This window comes from Stenotrophomonas sp. LC732 (genome assembly GCF_052446685.1).
Taxonomy (GTDB): Bacteria; Pseudomonadota; Gammaproteobacteria; order Xanthomonadales; family Xanthomonadaceae; genus Stenotrophomonas; species Stenotrophomonas muris.
Genome location: NZ_CP199214.1, coordinates 2000740 through 2018401, shown reverse-complemented (window position 1 = coordinate 2018401; position 17662 = coordinate 2000740). Strand labels below are relative to the sequence as shown.

The following is a 17662-nucleotide window of genomic DNA, read 5'->3' as shown; positions in this document are numbered from 1 at the left end:
CCCCCGATGAATGATCTGCTGTCCCAGGACGAGATCGATGCCCTGCTCCACGGCGTGGACAGCGGCGCGGTCGAGACCGATGCGGAACCCCCGTCAGGCGAAGCGCGCTCGTACGACTTCGCCAGCCAGGACCGCATCATCCGTGGTCGCATGCCGACCCTGGAAATGGTCCACGAGCGCTTCGCGCGCCTGTGGCGGATCGGCCTGTTCAATCTGATCCGGCGCTCGGCCGAGCTGTCGGTGCGCGGCATCGAACTGATCAAGTTCAACGACTACATGCACTCGCTGTATGTGCCGACCAACCTGAACCTGATCCGCTTCAAGCCGCTGCGCGGTACCGGCCTGATCGTGTTCGAGCCGACCCTGGTGTTCGCCATCGTCGACAACTTCTTCGGCGGCGACGGGCGCTACCCGACCCGCATCGAGGGCCGCGAATTCACGGCCACCGAAATGCGGGTGATCCACCTGCTGCTGAAGCAGACCTTCGCCGACCTGCGCGAAGCGTGGGCACCGGTGATGGACGTCGACTTCGAGTACATCAACTCGGAGATCAACCCGCATTTCGCCAACATCGTGACCCCGCGCGAGTACGTGGTGGTGTGCCGCCTGCACGTCGAGCTCGACGGCGGCGGCGGTGACATCCACGTCACCCTGCCCTACTCGATGCTGGAACCGATCCGCGAACTGCTCGACGCCGGCATCCAGAGCGACCGCAACGACCGCGACGAGAGCTGGGGCAAGACCCTGCGCGAGCAGCTCAACATCGCCGAAGTCACCCTGTCCAGCGTACTGGCCAGCAAGCGCATGACCCTGCGCGACCTGACCCAGCTGAAGGTCGGCGACATCCTGCCGATCGAGCTGAGCCCGCAGGTGCCGCTGTGCGTGGAGAACATTCCGGTGTTCACCGGCGAGTTCGGCATCGCCAACGGCATGAACGCCGTGAAGATCACCGCTACCCATCCGCCGGGCACCCGCCCGCGCGTACCCGTCATCCAGGAAGACCCGCAATGAACGATATCGACGCCCTCGAACCGACCCCGGCCCAGTTCAGCAGCCTGCAGGCCGACGAGGCCAACGGTCCGGACCTGAACCTGGACGTGATCCTCGATGTGCCGGTGACCCTGTCGCTGGAAGTCGGTCGTGCCCGCCTGCCGATCCGCAACCTGCTGCAGCTCAACCAGGGTTCAGTGGTGGAACTGGAGCGCGGTGCCGGCGAATCGCTGGACGTGTTCGTCAACGGCACCCTGATCGCCCACGGCGAAGTGGTGGTGATCAATGACCGCTTCGGCGTGCGCCTGACCGACGTGGTCAGCCCGAGCGAGCGGATCCGGAGACTGCGTTGAGCCTGCTGGCCTCCACCCTGCTGGCGGTCGGCAAGACCGCAGCGCCGATCGGCCCGCAGGTCGGCCAGCACGCGGCCGCCGCACCCAGCCTGTTCGGTGCGGTGCTGGCGCTGCTGGCGGTGCTGGCGCTGGTGATCGGCCTGGGCTGGCTGCTCAAGCGCATGCCCGGCAGCGGCTTCCGCCCGGCCGAAGGCATGAAGCTGGTGGCCAGCCTCAGCGTCGGCGCCAAGGAGCGCGTGGTGGTGGTGGAGGTCAACGGCCAGCAATTGCTGCTGGGCGTCACTGCCGGCGGCATCAACACCCTGCATACCCTGCCCGAACCGTTGCCGCCACCGGCGCCGGTGCGCGTGCCGGATTTCAAGAACCTGCCGAATTTCGCCCAGCTGCTGCAGCAGCGGCTGCGCAAGGACCCCTGACATGCGTGTCACCCGTACCCGTGTTGCCACCCTGATGCCGTGGCTGCTGTTGCTTGCCCTGTGCCTGTTGCCGGTGCTGGCGTTCGCCGCGCCCGGCGCCCCGGCCACCCCGCTGCCGGACGTCAACGTCGGCAAGATCGGCGGCCAGCCGGTCAGCCTGCCGCTGCAGACCCTGCTGCTGATGACCGCGATCACCCTGATCCCGTCGATGCTGCTGGTGCTGACCTCGTTCACCCGCATCATCATCGTGCTGGGCCTGCTGCGCCAGGCACTGGGTACCGGCCAGACGCCGTCCAACCAGGTACTGCTGGGCCTGGCCCTGTTCCTCACCGCGATGGTGATGATGCCGACCTGGGACAAGGCGTGGAGCACGGGCATGGCGCCCTATCTCAACGGCGACATTGACTTCCAGACCGCCTGGACATTGACCACGCAGCCGCTGCGCGGGTTCATGCTGGCGCAGATCCGCGAGACCGACCTGATGACCTTCGCCGGCATCGCCGGGCACGGCACCTACGCCAGCCCCGATGCGATCCCGTTCCCGGTGCTGGTCGCCTCGTTCGTCACCAGCGAACTGAAAACCGCTTTCGAGATCGGCTTCCTGATCTTCATTCCGTTCGTGATCATCGATCTGGTCGTCGCCAGCGTGCTGATGTCCATGGGCATGATGATGCTGTCGCCGATGCTGGTGTCGGCGCCGTTCAAGATCCTGCTGTTCGTGCTGGTGGATGGCTGGGTGCTGACCGTGGGCACGCTGGCGGCCAGCTTCAATCCCGCGTGACGCGATCCGGCGCGATTGAAAGACAGTCGAGCATGGCTCGACTCTATATAAGAAGGTGGAACCCGAATGTCTCCCGAACTTGCCTTGACCGAACTGCGTGGCGGCCTGATCACCGTGCTGTGGGTGGCCGGCCCGTTGCTGCTCACCGTGCTGGTGGTGGGCGTGGTGGTGGGCGTGGTGCAGGCCGCGACCCAGCTCAATGAACCGACCATCGCCTTCGTCGCCAAGGCGGCAGCGCTGACCGCGGTGCTGTTCGCGCTGGGCAGCCTGCTGATCGGCCACCTGGTTGAATTCACCACGCTGCTGTTCCAGCGCATCCCACACCTGATCGGCTAGGGCACGCGCTTCGATGGACGCCGCGACACAGATGGCGGCCGACGGCCTGCAGGCCTTCGGCATGATCGGCACGGTGCTGTGGACCATGCTGCGCATCGGCGCAGTGGCGATGGCCATGCCCATGGTCGGCACGCGTGCGGTGCCGTCGCGGGTGCGCGTGGTACTGGCCGGCACCCTGGCCATTGCACTGGCGCCGTTGCTGCCACCGGTACCGGACTGGACCGGCTTCGACGCGGCTACGGTGCTGACCATCGCGCGCGAACTGGCCATCGGCGTTTCCATCGGTTTCATGCTGCGGCTGGTATTCGAAGCCGGTGCGATGGCCGGCGAACTGATCGCGCAGGGCACCGGCCTGGCCTTCGCGCAGATGAGCGACCCGCTGCGCGGTGGCACTTCAGGTGTGATCGGCCAGTGGTTCTACCTGCTGTTCGGCCTGCTGTTCTTCACCGCCAACGGCCACCTGGCGTTGATCTCTTTGCTGGTCGACAGCTACCGCGCACTGCCGATCGGTGCTCCACTGCCCGATCCGCACGCCTTCTTCAGCATCGCCCCGACCTTCCTGCTGACCGTGCTGCGCGGCGCGCTGAGCCTGGCCATTCCGCTCACCGTGGCGATGCTGGCGGTGAACCTGGCCTTCGGCGTGCTGGCGCGTGCCGCCCCTGCGCTGAATCCGATCCAGCTGGGCCTGCCGGTCTCGCTGCTGCTGGGCCTGTTCCTGCTGGCCCTGCTGGCCGGGGAAATGGGGCCGCCGGTACAGCGCCTGTTCGACGCCGCCTTCCAGGCTGCGGACGCGGTCACACACTGACCCGATCATCACGTTCTACTGCTTGCCATGCATTTGTTTCTGTAGAGCCGAGCCCATGCTCGGCTGCCGTTCCTGCCGAAGGCAGCCGAGCATGGGCTCGGCTCTACAGAGGCGCAATTTCACGTATTGCCGCTTGAAGTCCCCCCCGGTCTGCGCGTTAGAGTGAATGCGCGGCAACCGGGGGGATGCCGCACATGGCCGGCGTCGTGCGTCGGCCTGCCTCATGCATGCCCCACCGTGGTTTCCGTCGACAGGCAGGTCCGGGAGACTGACGAATGCTGGTAGGCACGTACAACCCGTGGCTGGTGGCGATCTCGCTGCTGGTCGCCGTGATGGCTTCATACACCGCGCTGGCGATGGCCGGGCGCACGGTGACCGCCCCGGGCAGGGGCGCGGCCTGGTGGTGGCGGCTGGGCGGCGGCTTCGCCATGGGCCTGGGCATCTGGTCGATGCATTTCATCGGCATGCTGGCTTTCGACCTGCCCATTCCATTGGGCTACGACCTTCCCATCACCCTGCTCTCGCTTGCGCTTGCCATCGCCTCATCGGTGTTCGCGCTGTGGCTGGTCTCGCTGCGCACCCTGCCCCACCCGCGATTGGCGGTCGGCGCCCTGCTGATGGGCACCGGCATCGCCGGCATGCATTACGTTGGCATGGCTGCAATGCGCATGCAGCCGGGCATCGACTACGACCCGGGTTGGTTGCTGTTCTCGCTGATGGTGGCGGTGGCTGCCTCCTGGACCGCGCTGTACGTGGCGTTCCGGCTGCGCGCCCAGCGCACCCGCATCGGTGATCGACTGGCGGCGGCGGGCCTGCTCGGCCTGGCCATCGTCGGCATGCATTACACCGGCATGGCCGCTGCGCGCTTCCCGGAAGGCAGCGTCTGCGGCGCGGCGGTCGGCGATGGCCTGCAGAACGAGTGGCTGGCGATGCTGGTGGTAGTGCTGACCGTGGCGATCCTGGCCGTGGTGCTGGTGGTCTCATGGCTGGACCAGCGCGTGGAAGCGCAACTGCTGCGGCTGCGCAATTCGATGCTGAGCACCTCGTTGACCGACGCGCAGCAGGAACTGACCCAGGCCGCGCTGCACGATCCTCTCACCCGCCTGCCCAACCGCCTGCTGCTGCAGCGGCGCATCGTGCAGGCACTGGCCGAGGCCGAACAGGGCGGCAACCGCTTCGCGGTGATGTTCATGGACCTGGACGGCTTCAAGCAGGTCAATGATGCCTATGGCCATCAGGCCGGTGATGCGCTGCTGGTGGCGGTGGCCGAACGCACCCGCCAGCTGCTGCGCCCGCACGATATGCTGGCACGGCTGGGCGGCGACGAGTTCGTGCTGGTGGTGCGCATCGAGCACGACGAGGACCTGCCGACCCTGGCCCGGCGCATCCTGCAGGCGGTGGGCAGCGGCCCGTTGCTGCCGGACAACGAACTGCAGGTGACCGCCAGCATCGGCGTGGCGATCTGCCCGGACCACGCCGCCAGCGAGCGCCAGTTGATGGCCTTCGCCGACGCGGCGATGTACCAGGCCAAGGAGTCCGGTCGCAACGCCTTCGTGCTGTTCTCCGACTGGATGAACGACAGTGCCGAGCAGCAGTTCCGGCTGCTGGCCGACCTGCGCCGCGCCATCGGCAGCGAGCAGCTGTTCCTGCACTATCAGCCGAAGATCCGCGTGGCCACGCAGAAGGTGGCCGGCGCCGAAGCGCTGATCCGCTGGCGCCATCCGGAACACGGCCTGATTCCCCCCGACCGCTTCATCCGCCTGGCCGAGCGCAGCGGTGCGATCAACGAGATCGGGCGCTGGGCGCTGGACCAGGCCTGCCAGCAGCTGCGGCGCTGGCACGACGCCGGGCATGAAAGCTGGTCGATGTCGGTGAACCTGTCGCCGGTGCAGTTCAGTTCGCCGCACCTGCTGCAGGATGTGCGCGAGGTGATCGAGCGCCATGGCATTGCCCCGCGCCACCTGGTGCTGGAGATCACCGAAAGCACCGTCATGCGCGATACCGATACCAGCCTTCGCCTGCTGCAGGCGCTGTCGGCGCTGGGCGTGGGCATCTCCATCGATGATTTCGGAACCGGCTATTCCAGCCTGCTGTACCTGAAGCGGCTGCCGGCCACCGAGATCAAGATCGACCATGCGTTCGTGCGCGACCTGGAACACAGTGCCGAAGACGTGGTGATCGTCTCGGCGATCGTGGCGCTGGGCCATGCGCTGGACATGGACATCGTCGCCGAGGGCGTGGAGACCGCCGCGCAGCGCGCCTACCTGGAGCGCCTGGGCTGCGACTTCCTGCAGGGATACCTGCTGGGCCGCCCGGTGGATGCGGCGCGCTTCATGCAGCTGCACGACCTGCCCCGGCCGCGGGTGGAACTGGCGCAGAGCCCACCGCCGCAATACCCGCCCGGCTGACACCGGGCCACGCGCGCCCGCCATCACGGAACGATTCCTGCGGCACTCTCCTGTAGAGCCGAGCTCATGCCCGGCTGTGCTTCGCGCCTGGCCCCAACCGTAGCCGAGCGTGGGCTCGGCTCTACAGAACGGGCCGTCGGTAGATCCACGCCAGGCGTGGAACGGTTCTTGCACGCACCCCGGCACCCCCTGCCGCAGTGCCCGTGATGTCCGAGAACGAATCCGCCGGCGAAAAGACCGAACAACCGACCGAAAAACGCCTGCGCGATGCCCGTGAACAGGGCAACCTGCCGCGCTCGCGCGAACTTGGCACCGCCGCCGTGTTCGGCGCCGGCGTGCTGGCGGTGATGGCCATGAGCGGCTCGATCGGCCGTGGCGCCACGGCCTGGATGAAGCACGCGCTCAGCCCCGAACAGAGCCTGCGGCAGAACCCGAAGGAACTGTTCGGCCACTTCGGCGACCTGCTGCTGCAGTTCATGCTGGTGATCGCACCGCTGGTGCTGGTCTGCCTGCTGGCCAGCTTCGTCGCCCCGCTGGTGATGGGCGGCCTGCGCTGGTCGCAGAAGGCGTTGCTGCCCGACATCAACCGCATGAACCCGATGAGCGGGCTCAAGCGCCTGTATGGCCCGGAGGCGATTGCCGAATTCACCAAATCGCTGCTGCGCGTGGCCTTCGTCGGCGTCGCCGCCGGGCTGGTGGTCTGGACCGGCTTCGACACCCTGCGCGGGCTGATCCACCACCCGCTGGAAACCGCCATCACCGATGGCCTGGGCTTCACCCTGCGCCTGCTGCTGGCCACCGCCGGCGCGATGCTGGTGCTGGCCGCCATCGATGCGCCGTACCAGCGCTGGAACTGGACGCGCAAGCTGAAGATGACCCGCGAGGAACTGCGCCGGGAAATGAAGGAAAGCGAGGGCAGCCCCGAGGTGAAGGGCCGCATCCGCCAGCTGCAGCAGCAGATGGCCAACCGCCGGATGATGGAGGCGGTGCCCACTGCCGACGTGGTGGTGGTCAACCCCACCCACTACGCGGTGGCCCTGAAGTACGAGGGCGGCGCCATGAACGCCCCCACCGTGGTCGCGCTGGGCGTGGACGAAACCGCCCTGCGCATCCGTGAAGTGGCCGACGGCAACAAGGTGGCGATCGTCTCCGCCCCGCCTTTGGCACGCGCCTTGTATCGGGAAGGCCAACTCGGAAAGGAAATCCCCGTGAGACTGTATTCGGCCGTCGCCCAGGTCCTGTCCTACGTCTACCAGCTGCGCGCCTGGCGCACTGGCCCGATGCCGGACGCCCCGCACATCCAGGTGGATGAATTCGGCAAGGGAGGCCGCCCGTGAGCGCCCAGCCCTCCGCCGGTTTCAACACCCGCCGCGCCCTGGAAATGATCCGCCAGGGCCTTGGCGCGCCGCTGATCGTGCTGGCCCTGCTGGCCATGGTCGTGGTGCCGCTGGCCGCGCCGGTGCTCGATGCGCTGTTCACCTTCAACATCGCCATCTCGCTGATGGTGCTGCTGGCGGTGGTCTACGTGAAGCGCCCGCTGGACTTCACCATCTTCCCGATCGTGCTGCTGATCACCACCATGCTGCGGCTGGCGCTGAACGTGGCCTCCACCCGCGTGATCCTGCTGAACGGCCAGAACGGCCATGATGCCGCGGGCAAGGTCATCGCCGCCTTCGGTGAATTCGTGATCGGCGGCAACTATGCGGTCGGCATCGTGGTGTTCGCGATCCTGACCATCATCAATTTCGTGGTCATTACCAAGGGTGCCGGCCGCGTTTCGGAAGTGACCGCGCGCTTCATCCTGGACGCGATGCCCGGCAAGCAGATGGCGATCGACGCCGACCTCAACGCCGGTTTGCTGACGCGTGAAGAAGCCAAGCTGCGCCGCGAGGAAGTGCGTGAGGAAGCCGACTTCTACGGTGCGATGGACGGCGCCAGCAAGTTCATCCGCGGCGATGCCATTGCCGGCATCCTGATCCTGTTCATCAACATGCTCGGCGGCCTGGCCGTGGGCGTGCTGCAGCATGGCATGCCGTTCGGCGAAGCCGCCGCCACCTACACCCTGCTGTCGATCGGTGACGGCCTGGTAGCGCAGCTGCCGGCCCTGCTGGTCTCCAGCGCCGTGGCCATGCTGGTTACCCGCGCCTCGCGCTCGCAGGACATGGCCCAGGCCATGACCGGCCAGGTGTTCGGCCAGTACCGTGCGCTGGCGATCACCGCCGGCATCATCGGCGTGGTCGGCCTGGTGCCGGGCATGCCCAACGTCGCTTTCCTGACGCTGGCCGCGATCCTCGGCTTCATCGCCTGGAAGCTGTACCGCAAGGGCAAGGCGCCGGCTGCCGATGCGGCAGGCGGTGGCACCGATGCCGCCGCACTCAACGCACTCGGCCGCCCGGCCGCACCGGCACCGACTGCCGAACTGAGCTGGGACGAACTGCGCCCGGTCGATCCGCTGGGCCTGGAGGTCGGCTACCGGCTGATCCCGCTGGTGGACAGCAACCAGGGCGGCGAACTGATGGCGCGCATCAAGGGCGTGCGCCGCAAGCTGACCCAGGATGTCGGCTTCCTGATCCCGTCGGTGCACATCCGCGACAACCTGGAACTGCCGGCCAACGGCTACCGCGTGCTGGTGCACGGCGTGCCGGTGGCCACCGCCGAGATCCACCCCGACCGCGAGCTGGCGCTGGACCCGGGCAGCGCGCTCGGCGCGCTGGAAGGCATCGCCGGCAAGGACCCCGCATTCGGCCTGGACGCCACCTGGATCCAGCCGCACCAGCGCGCCCAGGCCGAAACGCTGGGCTACACCGTGGTCGATCCGGCCACCGTGGTCGCCACCCATCTGTCGCACCTGATCCGTGAGCACGCGCCGGAACTGCTCGGCCACGAAGAAGTGCAGCACCTGCTGGCCAACCTGGCCAAGAGCGCGCCCAAGCTCGTCGAAGATCTGACGCCGAAGGCGTTGCCGCTGTCGGCGGTGGTGCGCGTGCTGCAGAACCTGCTGGTCGAGCGCATTCCGATCCGCCAGCTGCGCAAGATCGCGGAGGCACTGGTCGAACATGCGCCCAGCAGCCAGGACCCGGCCGTGCTGACCGCCGCTGTTCGCACCGCACTGGGCCGCTTCATCGTGCAGGAGATCGCCGGAATGTCGGCGGAGCTGCCGGTATTCACCCTCAACCCGCAATTGGAACGTGTCTTGCAGGAGTCCACGCAGGGCAACGGCGCCGCGCTGGAACCCGGACTCGCTGAGCGACTGCACCAGAGCCTGGCCGAATGTGTCAGCAAGCAGGAAGCCCGCAACGAGCCCGCGGTCGTGCTGGTACCTGGCCCGGTGCGCGCCGCGCTGGCCCGCCTGGTCCGCCACAGCGTTCCGTCGCTGTCGGTCCTGGCCTACAGCGAGGTGCCGGAGGACAAGCGCCTGAAGCTGGTCGGAACGATCAGCTGACGCCGCCCTGCGATGCGCCAGAAAACAGACACCACTTTCGAACCAACGCAACAGACAGATACCAAGGGGAACCCGCACCGTGCAGACCACCGACCACCCGAGTTCTCCGACCGCCACCCCGCCGTCTTCGCCCCGTGACCACAGCATGAAAATCAAACGATTCGTCGCCGCCGACATGCGCTCGGCCATGAACCTGGTGCGCAAGGAACATGGTCCTGACGCCGTGATCCTGTCCAACCGCCGGATCGAGGAAGGCATCGAGATCGTCGCCGCCGCCAACTACGACGAGAGCGCCGTGCAGCGTGCACTGGAAGCCTCGCGCCGTGACGTCGCACCGCCGCCGGCACCCAAGCCGCGCACCGCCGCCGACGCGGTGATCGCCGCCGTCACCCGCCGCCGCAGCAGCACCCCGGCGCCGGAACCGGTCGCGGCCACCACCTCGGCAGTGGCCGCCCTCGCCCGCGCCGCCGTCGGTGCCACCGGCCGCACCCTGGACAGCGCCGACGAGATCGTGCCGACCCGGGGCAGCACCGGCTTCGCCGCCACCCTGGCCCGCGCCGCCGTCAACGAACCGGCACCGCCGGACCAGATCTTCGCCCCGTTCGCCGAGGCCATCGTTGCACCGGCCGCCACCGTGCCGGCCAACCGCGCGCGCTTCCAGATCGACCCGCCGCACGAGGCGCATCACGAAAGCGTGGCCCCGGCCGTGCTGCCGCCGCCGCTGCCGACCGCTGCCGTGATCGACGCGCAGCCCGGGATCGCCGCCAGCGAACCGGCAGCGGTCGAAGCCGCTATCGAGGCCAGCCCGGCCCCCATGCTGGCCCCGGCACCGACGCTGACCGTGGTTGCCCAGGACGACGCCGAGATCCGCCAGCTGCGCCAGGAAGTGGCCGGCATGCGCCAGGTGATCGAGCGCGAGATGAACCGCTTCACCGATGAGCGCCTGCGTGGCAGCCCGGTGCGCGCCACCGCGCTGGACCTGATGGACGAGTACGGTTTCGACGCCGGGCTGGCCCGCGACGTGGCCATGCAGATCCCGCTGGAAACCGAAGCCCATCGTGGCCGCGGCCTGATGCTGGGGCTGATCTCGCGCAAGCTGCCGATCGCCCCGGTCGACCCGCTGGAAGAAGGCGGCGTGATCGCGCTGGTCGGCCCGACCGGCGCCGGCAAGACCACCACCATCGCCAAGCTGGCCTCGCGCTTCGCCGAGAAGCACGCCCCGCGTGACGTCGCCCTGGTCACCACCGACACCACCCGCATCGGCGCCCGTGAACAGCTGTATGGCTACGGCCGCCAGCTCGGCATCGCCGTGCACGAGGCCAACAGCGGCACCGACCTGGACCAGCTGCTGGAACGCCTGAAGGACTACAAGCTGGTGCTGATCGATACCGCCGGCCTGGGCCCGCGCGACCGTGCCCTGGCCGCCCAGCTGCAGTGGCTGCGCGCCGCGCGCCAGGTGCGCACCCTGCTGGTGCTGCCGGCCAACACCAGCTTCGGCGACATGGACGAGGTGGTGCGCCGCTTCGGTGCGGCCAACCTGCAGGGCCTGGTGCTGAGCAAGCTGGACGAGACCGGCCGCTTCGGCAACGCCCTGTCGGTGGCCGTGGACCACGCCCTGCCGATCACCTGGGTGACCGATGGCCAGGACGTCCCGGAGGACCTGCACCGGGCCAGTGCAGCCAATCTTGTACTTCGCCTTGAAGATTTGCGCCGAGCGGCCGATATGCCCTGCAACCCGGAGTTGAACCATGCCGTCGCGTGAGTACGCCAAGCTGACCAAGACCTTCCCGCTGTCGGCCACCCGCAGCGAGCCGCTCGGCCCTGTGCGCACCATCGCGGTGACCGGCGGCAAGGGCGGCGTGGGCAAGACGAATGTGTCCGCCAACCTGGCGGTGGCGCTGGCCGGCATGGGCAAGCGCACGCTGCTGCTGGACGCCGACCTGGGCCTGGCCAACATCGACGTGATCCTGGGCTTGAACCCCACCTTTACGCTGGCCGACCTGGTGGCCGGCCGCTGCTCGCTGGACGACGTCATCGTCGAAGGCCCGAACGGCGTGCTGGTGGTCCCGGCCGCTTCCGGCCGCCGGCACATGGCCGAGCTGGCCCCGGCCGAGCATGTCGGCCTGGTCAACGTGTTCTCCGAACTGGAACGCGAGCTGGACATCATGGTGGTCGATACCGCCGCCGGCATCACCGACGGCGTGCTGACCTTCTGCCAGGCCGCGCAGGACACCGTGGTGGTGGTCTGTGACGAACCGGCCTCGATCACCGACGCCTACGCACTGATCAAGGTGCTGTCGCGCGAGCGCGGCGTGGACCGCGTCCAGGTGGTGGCCAACATGGTGCGCGACCCGAACGAGGGCCGCGTGCTGTACGAGAAGCTGACCCGCGTCTGCGAGAAGTTCCTCGCCGATGTCTCGCTGAACTACCTGGGCTGCGTGCCGCAGGATGACTGGCTGCGCCTGTCGGTGCAGCGCCAGCAGCCGGTGGTGAAGGCCTATCCGTCCAGCCCGTCGGCGCTGGCGATCACCGAGATCGCACGCCGCACCGCGCGCTGGCAGGCACCGACCGAACCGCGCGGTGGCGTCGAGTTCTTCCTCGAACGCATCCTCAAGCAGCGTGGGGTGGCCGCATGAAAGGCGCAGCCCACCAGTACAGGGAAGTCCAGCGCTCGGCGGCCAACGAGGTCATCGCCCAGCATTCGGACCTGGTGCGACGCATCGCCCACCACCTGGCCGCGCGCCTGCCGGCCAGCGTCGAAGTCGATGATCTGATCCAGGCCGGCATGATGGGCCTGATCGAAGCCTCGCGCAGCTACGACGCCGACCAGGGCGCCTCGTTCGAGACCTATGCCTCGATCCGCATCCGCGGCTCGATGATCGACGAGATCCGCCGTGGCGACTGGGTGCCGCGCTCGGTGCACCGCCGTGCACGCGACGCCGCCGCCACCATCCGCCGCCTGGAACAGAGCACGGGCCGTGCCGCCAGCGCCACCGAAGTGGCCGCCGCGATGGAGATGCCGCTGCCGGAATACCTGCGCCTGATGGAAGACGCCGCACGTGGCCAGGTGCTGAGCCTGGAGTCGCGCATCGAAGACCAGGGCGAACTGGATACCGTCGCCCAGGGCGGCCCGACTCCACAACAGGTGCTGGAGCGCGGCGAGTTCGGCCGTGAGCTGGGCAAGGCCATCGGCCACCTGCCCGAGCGCGAACAGCTGGTGCTCTCGCTGTACTACGAGCAGGAGCTGAACCTGAAGGAGATCGGCGCGGTGCTCGGCGTGAGCGAGTCGCGGGTCTGCCAGATCCATGGCCAGGCCGTGCTGCGCCTGCGCGGCCGCCTGAAGATTTTCGAGGCCGTCGACGCCGGCCTGGAAGAATGAACATCCCCGAGGCGACTGCCCCCGGCCGCCCGGAATGAACAACAAAGGAACTCTGCTTTGAACAAGAACATGCGCATCCTCATCGTCGACGACTTCTCGACCATGCGTCGAATCGTCAAGAACCTGCTGGGCGATCTGGGCTTCACCAACACCGCCGAAGCCGAGGACGGGCATGCCGCGCTGTCGCTGCTGCAGAGCCAGCCCTTCGATTTCGTCGTCACCGACTGGAACATGCCGGTGATGACCGGCATCGAACTGCTCAAGGCGATCCGTGCCGACGCCAAGCTGAAGACCCTGCCCGTGCTGATGGTCACCGCCGAAGCCAAGCGCGAGCAGATCATCGAAGCGGCCCAGAACGGCGTGAACGGCTACATCATCAAGCCGTTCACCGCGCAGACGCTGGAAGAGAAGCTGGGCAAGATCTTCGAACGCCTGGCGGCCAGCGCCTGATGGATACCACGGTCGACAAGAACGCCCTCGCCCTGCGCCTGCAGGAAGCCCTGGATGCCCTGGAGTCCGGTGACGAAGCCGCCTGGCGGCAACGCATCGACGGACTGGTCGCGCTGCGCACGCAGCCGATGATGAGCGGCCTCTCGCGGCTGGCCCGCGAGCTGGGGCAGGCCCTGGGCGAACTGCCGACCGTGCCCAGCGAGGCCGGCGAACTGGACGATGCGTGCGCACGCCTGGACCACGTGGTGGCGATGACCGAACAGGCCACCCACCGCACCCTGGACCTGGCCGAGGAATGCCGCAGCCTGACCGAGCAGCTGCGCGCCGAAGGCCTGCAGCCAGGCCAGGACGCGCAGCTGGAGCGCATCCGCCACAACCTGACCGAGATCGCCCTGACCCAGAGCTACCAGGACCTGACCGGGCAGATCATCCGTCGCGTGGTCGGCATCGTCCGCCGCGTGCATGAAGGCTTCGGCGCGCTCGGCCTGCCGCCGGAACAGCATCGCACCGACCCGGAACTGGCCGGGCCGGCACTGAAGGGACTGGACCGCCACGCGGTCTCGCAGAACGACGCCGACGACCTGTTGTCGGATCTGGGGCTGTAAGCATGAGCGCGGTATCCGACGACATCACTGCCGATTTCATCATCGAGGCACAGGAAATCCTGGATCGCCTCGGCGAACAGCTGGTGTCGCTGGAGCAGGCACCGCAGGACACCGAACAGCTCAACGCGGTGTTCCGGGGCTACCACACGCTCAAGGGCGGCGCGGGTTTCCTCGGTGTCACCGCCATGGTCGAGCTGTGCCACGCCGCTGAAGAGGCGCTGGGCGCTGCACGTGCCGGCCAGGCCGTGCTGCAGGCCCATCACTTCGACGCCGCCCAGCAATCGCTGGACTACCTGCAGTCGATGCTCGATGCCGTGTCTTCCGGCACCGAGCCGGGCTATGCACCGCCGGACCTGATCGCCCAGTTCGACGTGCATGGAGGTGCAGCAGCGCCTGCCGCCGCTGCCGCCGCACCGGCGGCCGGTGCCGGCGACCTGATCACCGACGACGAGTTCGAGGCGCTGCTCGACCAGCTGCACGGTGGCAACGCACCGACTGCGGTGGCGCCGGCAAAGAAGGCCGACGACGGCCTGATCAGCGAAGATGAGTTCGAAGCCCTGCTCGACCAGCTGCACGGTGGCGCCGCACCCGGCGCCAGGCCCGCGGCTGCGGTGGCGCCGGCACCGATCGCCGCCCCGCGCCCGGCCGCCGCACCGGCACCGGTGGCCAAGCCGGCCGCCAAGCCGCTGGCCGAAGCCGAACACACCGTGCGCGTGGACACCAAGCGCCTGGATGCGATCGTCAACCTGATCGGCGAACTGGTGCTGTCGCGCAACCGGCTCAAGACCCTGCGTGCGCGCCTGCGCGACGAGGAGCTGGACCGCGCCGTGTCCACCCTGGACATCGCCACCGCGCGCCTGCAGTCGGCGGTGATGCGCACCCGCATGCAGCCGGTGGGCAAGGTATTCTCGCGCTTCCCCAAGGTCGCCCGCGACGTCGCCCGCTCGCTGAAGAAGGAAGTGGACCTGGAGCTGATCGGCGCCGAGACCGAGCTCGACCGCAACCTGGTCGAAGCGCTGGCCGACCCGCTGGTGCACCTGGTCCGCAACGCCATCGACCATGGCGTGGAAATGCCCGACCTGCGCGAAGCGCAGGGCAAGCCGCGGATGGGCCATGTGCGGTTGTCGGCGCAGCAGGAAGGTGACTACGTCAGCATCGAGGTGCAGGACGATGGCGCCGGCATCGATCCGGAAAAGCTGCGCGCGAAGGCACGCGAGAAGGGCCTGATCGATCCGGAAGCCGCCGCCCGCCTGAGCAGCGAGGAGTGCCTGCACCTGGTGTTCCTGCCCGGCTTCTCGACCAAGCAGCAGGTCACGGATATTTCCGGGCGCGGCGTCGGCATGGACGTGGTGCAGTCGCGCATCCGCGAACTCAGCGGGCAGATCCAGATCCAGTCGGAGCTGGGCCGCGGCAGCCGCTTCCTGATCCGCGTGCCGCTGACCCTGGCGATCCTGCCGACCCTGCTGGTGCAGGCCGGCGAGGACGTCTATGCGCTGCCGCTGGCGCGCGTGATGGAGGTACTGCACGCGCCGCCCACCTCGCTGGGCTGGTTCGATGGCCGTGCCGTGCTCGACCGCCGTTCGCACACGCTGCCACTGGTCGATCTGCGGCAGTGGCTGGATGTGACGCCGGCCGCATCGACCCTGCTGACCATCGTGGTGCTGCAGGCCGGCGAAGCGCGCTTCGGCCTGGTCGTGGACCAGGTCCGTGGGCGCGAGGAAGTGGTCATCAAACCACTGCCGAAGGCCCTGCGCGGCCTGCGCGGTTACGCCGGTGCAACCTTGATCGGCGATGGTCGCATGGCGCTGATCCTGGATGTGGATGGCCTGCGCAGCCCGCACGACTGACCCGCTTGCTGCACCCGTAAAACCGTGAAGTCGCACCAGTAGCCCGTACCGGTGTCTCAAGTCCCATTCATACAAGCCGATACCGGATCCATGGATAGACTCAGCCTCATTGGACTCTTTCTCGCCCTGGCCTCGCTGGTCGGTGGCAGCATCCTCAAGGGCGCCGGCCTGGCGTCGTTGTGGTCGCCTGCGGCGTTCGTGATCGTCATCGTCGGCACCGTTGCCGCGATCCTGCTGCACACCTCGCCGGCGGTGTTCAAGCATGCGTTCAAGATCGTGCGCTGGGTCGTGCGCCCGCCGCACAGCGATCGTCGCGAACTGATCCAGCAGATCGTCGAGTGGAGCAACATCGCCCGCCGCCAGGGCCTGCTCGGCCTGGAATCGCAGGTGGAAGCGCAGCAGGACCCGTTCCTGCGCAAGGGCCTGCAGCTGCTGGTGGACGGTGTCGAGCCCGAATCGATGCGGCACATGCTGGAAATCGAACTGGGCAGCCAGGAACACCAGGACCAGGCCGGCGCCAAGGTGTTCGAAGCGATGGGCATCTACGCACCGACGCTCGGCATCATCGGCGCCGTGCTGGGCCTGATCGCGGTGATGAAGAACCTGGCCGACCCGAGCAAGCTCGGCCACGGCATCGCTGCGGCGTTCACCGCCACGATCTACGGCATCGCCTCGGCCAACCTGCTGTTCCTGCCGATCGCCGCCAAGCTCAAGAGCGTGATCTCGCACAACACGCGCGACCGCGAAATGGTCATCGAAGGCCTGATCTCGATCGCCCAGGGCGAGAACCCGCGCAACATCGAAACCAACCTCTCCGGCTTCCTGCACTGACATGGCCCGCCGCAAGCACCACGAAGAGCACGCCAACCACGAAGCATGGGCGATCCCCTATGCCGACCTGATGACGCTGCTGCTCGCCTTCTTCGTGGTCATGTACGCGATCTCGTCGGTGAACGAGGGCAAGTACCGGATCATGGCCGACGCGCTCACCGATGCCTTCGGTGGCGCGCCGCGCACGATCAATCCGGTGCAGGTGGGCAACAAGCAGGTGCAGGGTGGCGGCTGGGACAGCCCGTCGGTGATCAAGTCCGGCACCAAGATCGGACCGTCCGCGCCGGCGCCCTCGCACGACCCGACGCTGCTGCCGTCGATGGCCTCGCAGATGCGCATGCCGGTGTCGGTGCACAACCAGGAGCAGATCGCCCGTGCCGAGCGCCAGCTCAACACGATTGCCGACCGGCTCACCGCCGCCCTGGCGCCGCTGATCGACCGCGGCATGATCAGCGTGCGCCGCACGGAACTGTGGATCGAGGTCGAGATCAACAGCGACATCCTGTTCCCCACCGGCTCGGCCGCACTGGACGTACATGCGCGGCAGACCCTGGCCAGCCTGGCCGAGGTGCTGCGCGACGTGCCCAACAGCGTGCGCGTGGAAGGCCACACCGACAACGTGCCGATCGCCACCGCCACCTTCCCGTCGAACTGGGAGCTGTCGGCCGGACGCGCCGCCAGCGTGGTGCATCTGTTCGCCGACCAGGGTGTGCAGCCGTCGCGGCTGGCGATGGTCGGCTATGGCCAGTTCCGCCCGCGCGAAGAGAACGACAGCGCACAGGGCCGCAACCGCAACCGCCGGGTGATGGTCATCATCCTGGCCGACACCTCGCATTCGGTGGACCCGCTCGGCCAGCGCCTGAACGCAGCCACCGGCGCCACCGGCAGCACCGTCACCGAACAGGCCGCCGCAACGCCGGCCAGCGCCCCCACCTCCCCCATCGCACCGGTGGCGTTGCCACCGGTGCCGGCTGGCAGCCGCGTCGGCGCCGCCGTTCCCCCGGCAATGAAGGAGTAAT

General features: G+C 68.1%; 17 protein-coding genes. All 17 read left to right on the top strand.

The annotated features are described in order from the left end of the window. The first annotated feature begins 6 nt into the window (after nt 1–6). Entirely contained in the window at nt 7–1011 is a 1005-nt protein-coding gene (fliM, locus tag ACT6SE_RS09665; protein ID WP_014647040.1) for a flagellar motor switch protein FliM, read from the top strand. Next, nucleotides 1008–1343 (top strand): flagellar motor switch protein FliN, encoded by a 336-nt coding sequence (gene fliN, locus ACT6SE_RS09660; protein ID WP_005409543.1) that lies wholly within the window; start codon nt 1008–1010, stop codon nt 1341–1343. The genes fliM and fliN overlap by 4 nt, the downstream gene beginning before the upstream one ends. Beyond that, entirely contained in the window at nt 1340–1759 is a 420-nt protein-coding gene (gene fliO / locus ACT6SE_RS09655; RefSeq protein ID WP_014037105.1) for a flagellar biosynthetic protein FliO, read from the top strand. Before fliN ends, fliO begins: the two co-directional genes overlap by 4 nt. A 1-nt stretch (nt 1760) precedes the next feature. Next, on the top strand, nt 1761–2540 hold the full coding sequence (gene fliP, locus ACT6SE_RS09650) for a flagellar type III secretion system pore protein FliP (protein ID WP_014647039.1): 780 nt from the start codon (nt 1761–1763) through the stop codon (nt 2538–2540). A 66-nt stretch (nt 2541–2606) separates the two neighbouring features. Next, entirely contained in the window at nt 2607–2876 is a 270-nt protein-coding gene (locus ACT6SE_RS09645) for a flagellar biosynthetic protein FliQ (protein ID WP_005413254.1), read from the top strand. 13 nt (nt 2877–2889) lie between these two features. After that, nucleotides 2890–3681, top strand: coding sequence for a flagellar biosynthetic protein FliR (gene fliR / locus ACT6SE_RS09640; protein WP_046430450.1), 792 nt, complete (start codon nt 2890–2892; stop codon nt 3679–3681). 275 nt (nt 3682–3956) lie between these two features. Next, complete coding sequence (locus ACT6SE_RS09635) at nt 3957–6089, top strand: putative bifunctional diguanylate cyclase/phosphodiesterase (protein WP_046430446.1); 2133 nt, start codon at nt 3957–3959, stop codon at nt 6087–6089. A 206-nt stretch (nt 6090–6295) separates the two neighbouring features. After that, entirely contained in the window at nt 6296–7426 is a 1131-nt protein-coding gene (gene flhB, locus ACT6SE_RS09630) for a flagellar biosynthesis protein FlhB (protein WP_046430444.1), read from the top strand. Between the two features lie 44 nt (nt 7427–7470). Then, the gene (flhA, locus tag ACT6SE_RS09625) at nt 7471–9531 is read left to right on the top strand and encodes a flagellar biosynthesis protein FlhA (protein WP_153643679.1); all 2061 of its coding nucleotides are present in this window, start codon (nt 7471–7473) and stop codon (nt 9529–9531) included. 145 nt (nt 9532–9676) lie between these two features. Continuing rightward, complete coding sequence (gene flhF, locus ACT6SE_RS09620; protein WP_046430441.1) at nt 9677–11293, top strand: flagellar biosynthesis protein FlhF; 1617 nt, start codon at nt 9677–9679, stop codon at nt 11291–11293. Beyond that, nucleotides 11280–12167, top strand: coding sequence for a MinD/ParA family ATP-binding protein (locus ACT6SE_RS09615; RefSeq protein ID WP_032959426.1), 888 nt, complete (start codon nt 11280–11282; stop codon nt 12165–12167). Before flhF ends, ACT6SE_RS09615 begins: the two co-directional genes overlap by 14 nt. Then, entirely contained in the window at nt 12164–12910 is a 747-nt protein-coding gene (locus ACT6SE_RS09610; RefSeq protein ID WP_014647032.1) for an RNA polymerase sigma factor FliA, read from the top strand. The genes ACT6SE_RS09615 and ACT6SE_RS09610 overlap by 4 nt, the downstream gene beginning before the upstream one ends. Before the next feature lie 57 nt (nt 12911–12967). Next, entirely contained in the window at nt 12968–13360 is a 393-nt protein-coding gene (cheY, locus tag ACT6SE_RS09605) for a chemotaxis response regulator CheY (protein WP_005413247.1), read from the top strand. Then, nucleotides 13360–13965: a protein phosphatase CheZ gene (locus ACT6SE_RS09600; protein ID WP_006442968.1), complete on the top strand. Its 606-nt coding sequence runs from the start codon at nt 13360–13362 to the stop codon at nt 13963–13965. The genes cheY and ACT6SE_RS09600 overlap by 1 nt, the downstream gene beginning before the upstream one ends. A gap of 2 nt (nt 13966–13967) precedes the next feature. Beyond that, nucleotides 13968–15812: a chemotaxis protein CheA gene (locus ACT6SE_RS09595; RefSeq protein WP_032959429.1), complete on the top strand. Its 1845-nt coding sequence runs from the start codon at nt 13968–13970 to the stop codon at nt 15810–15812. A 90-nt stretch (nt 15813–15902) separates the two neighbouring features. Next, nucleotides 15903–16643: a flagellar motor protein gene (locus ACT6SE_RS09590; protein ID WP_005409527.1), complete on the top strand. Its 741-nt coding sequence runs from the start codon at nt 15903–15905 to the stop codon at nt 16641–16643. 1 nt (nt 16644) lies between these two features. Next, a complete protein-coding gene (gene motD, locus ACT6SE_RS09585) occupies nt 16645–17661 on the top strand; it encodes a flagellar motor protein MotD (protein ID WP_046430436.1) in 1017 nt (338 codons plus the stop codon). Nucleotide 17662 lies beyond the last annotated feature (1 nt).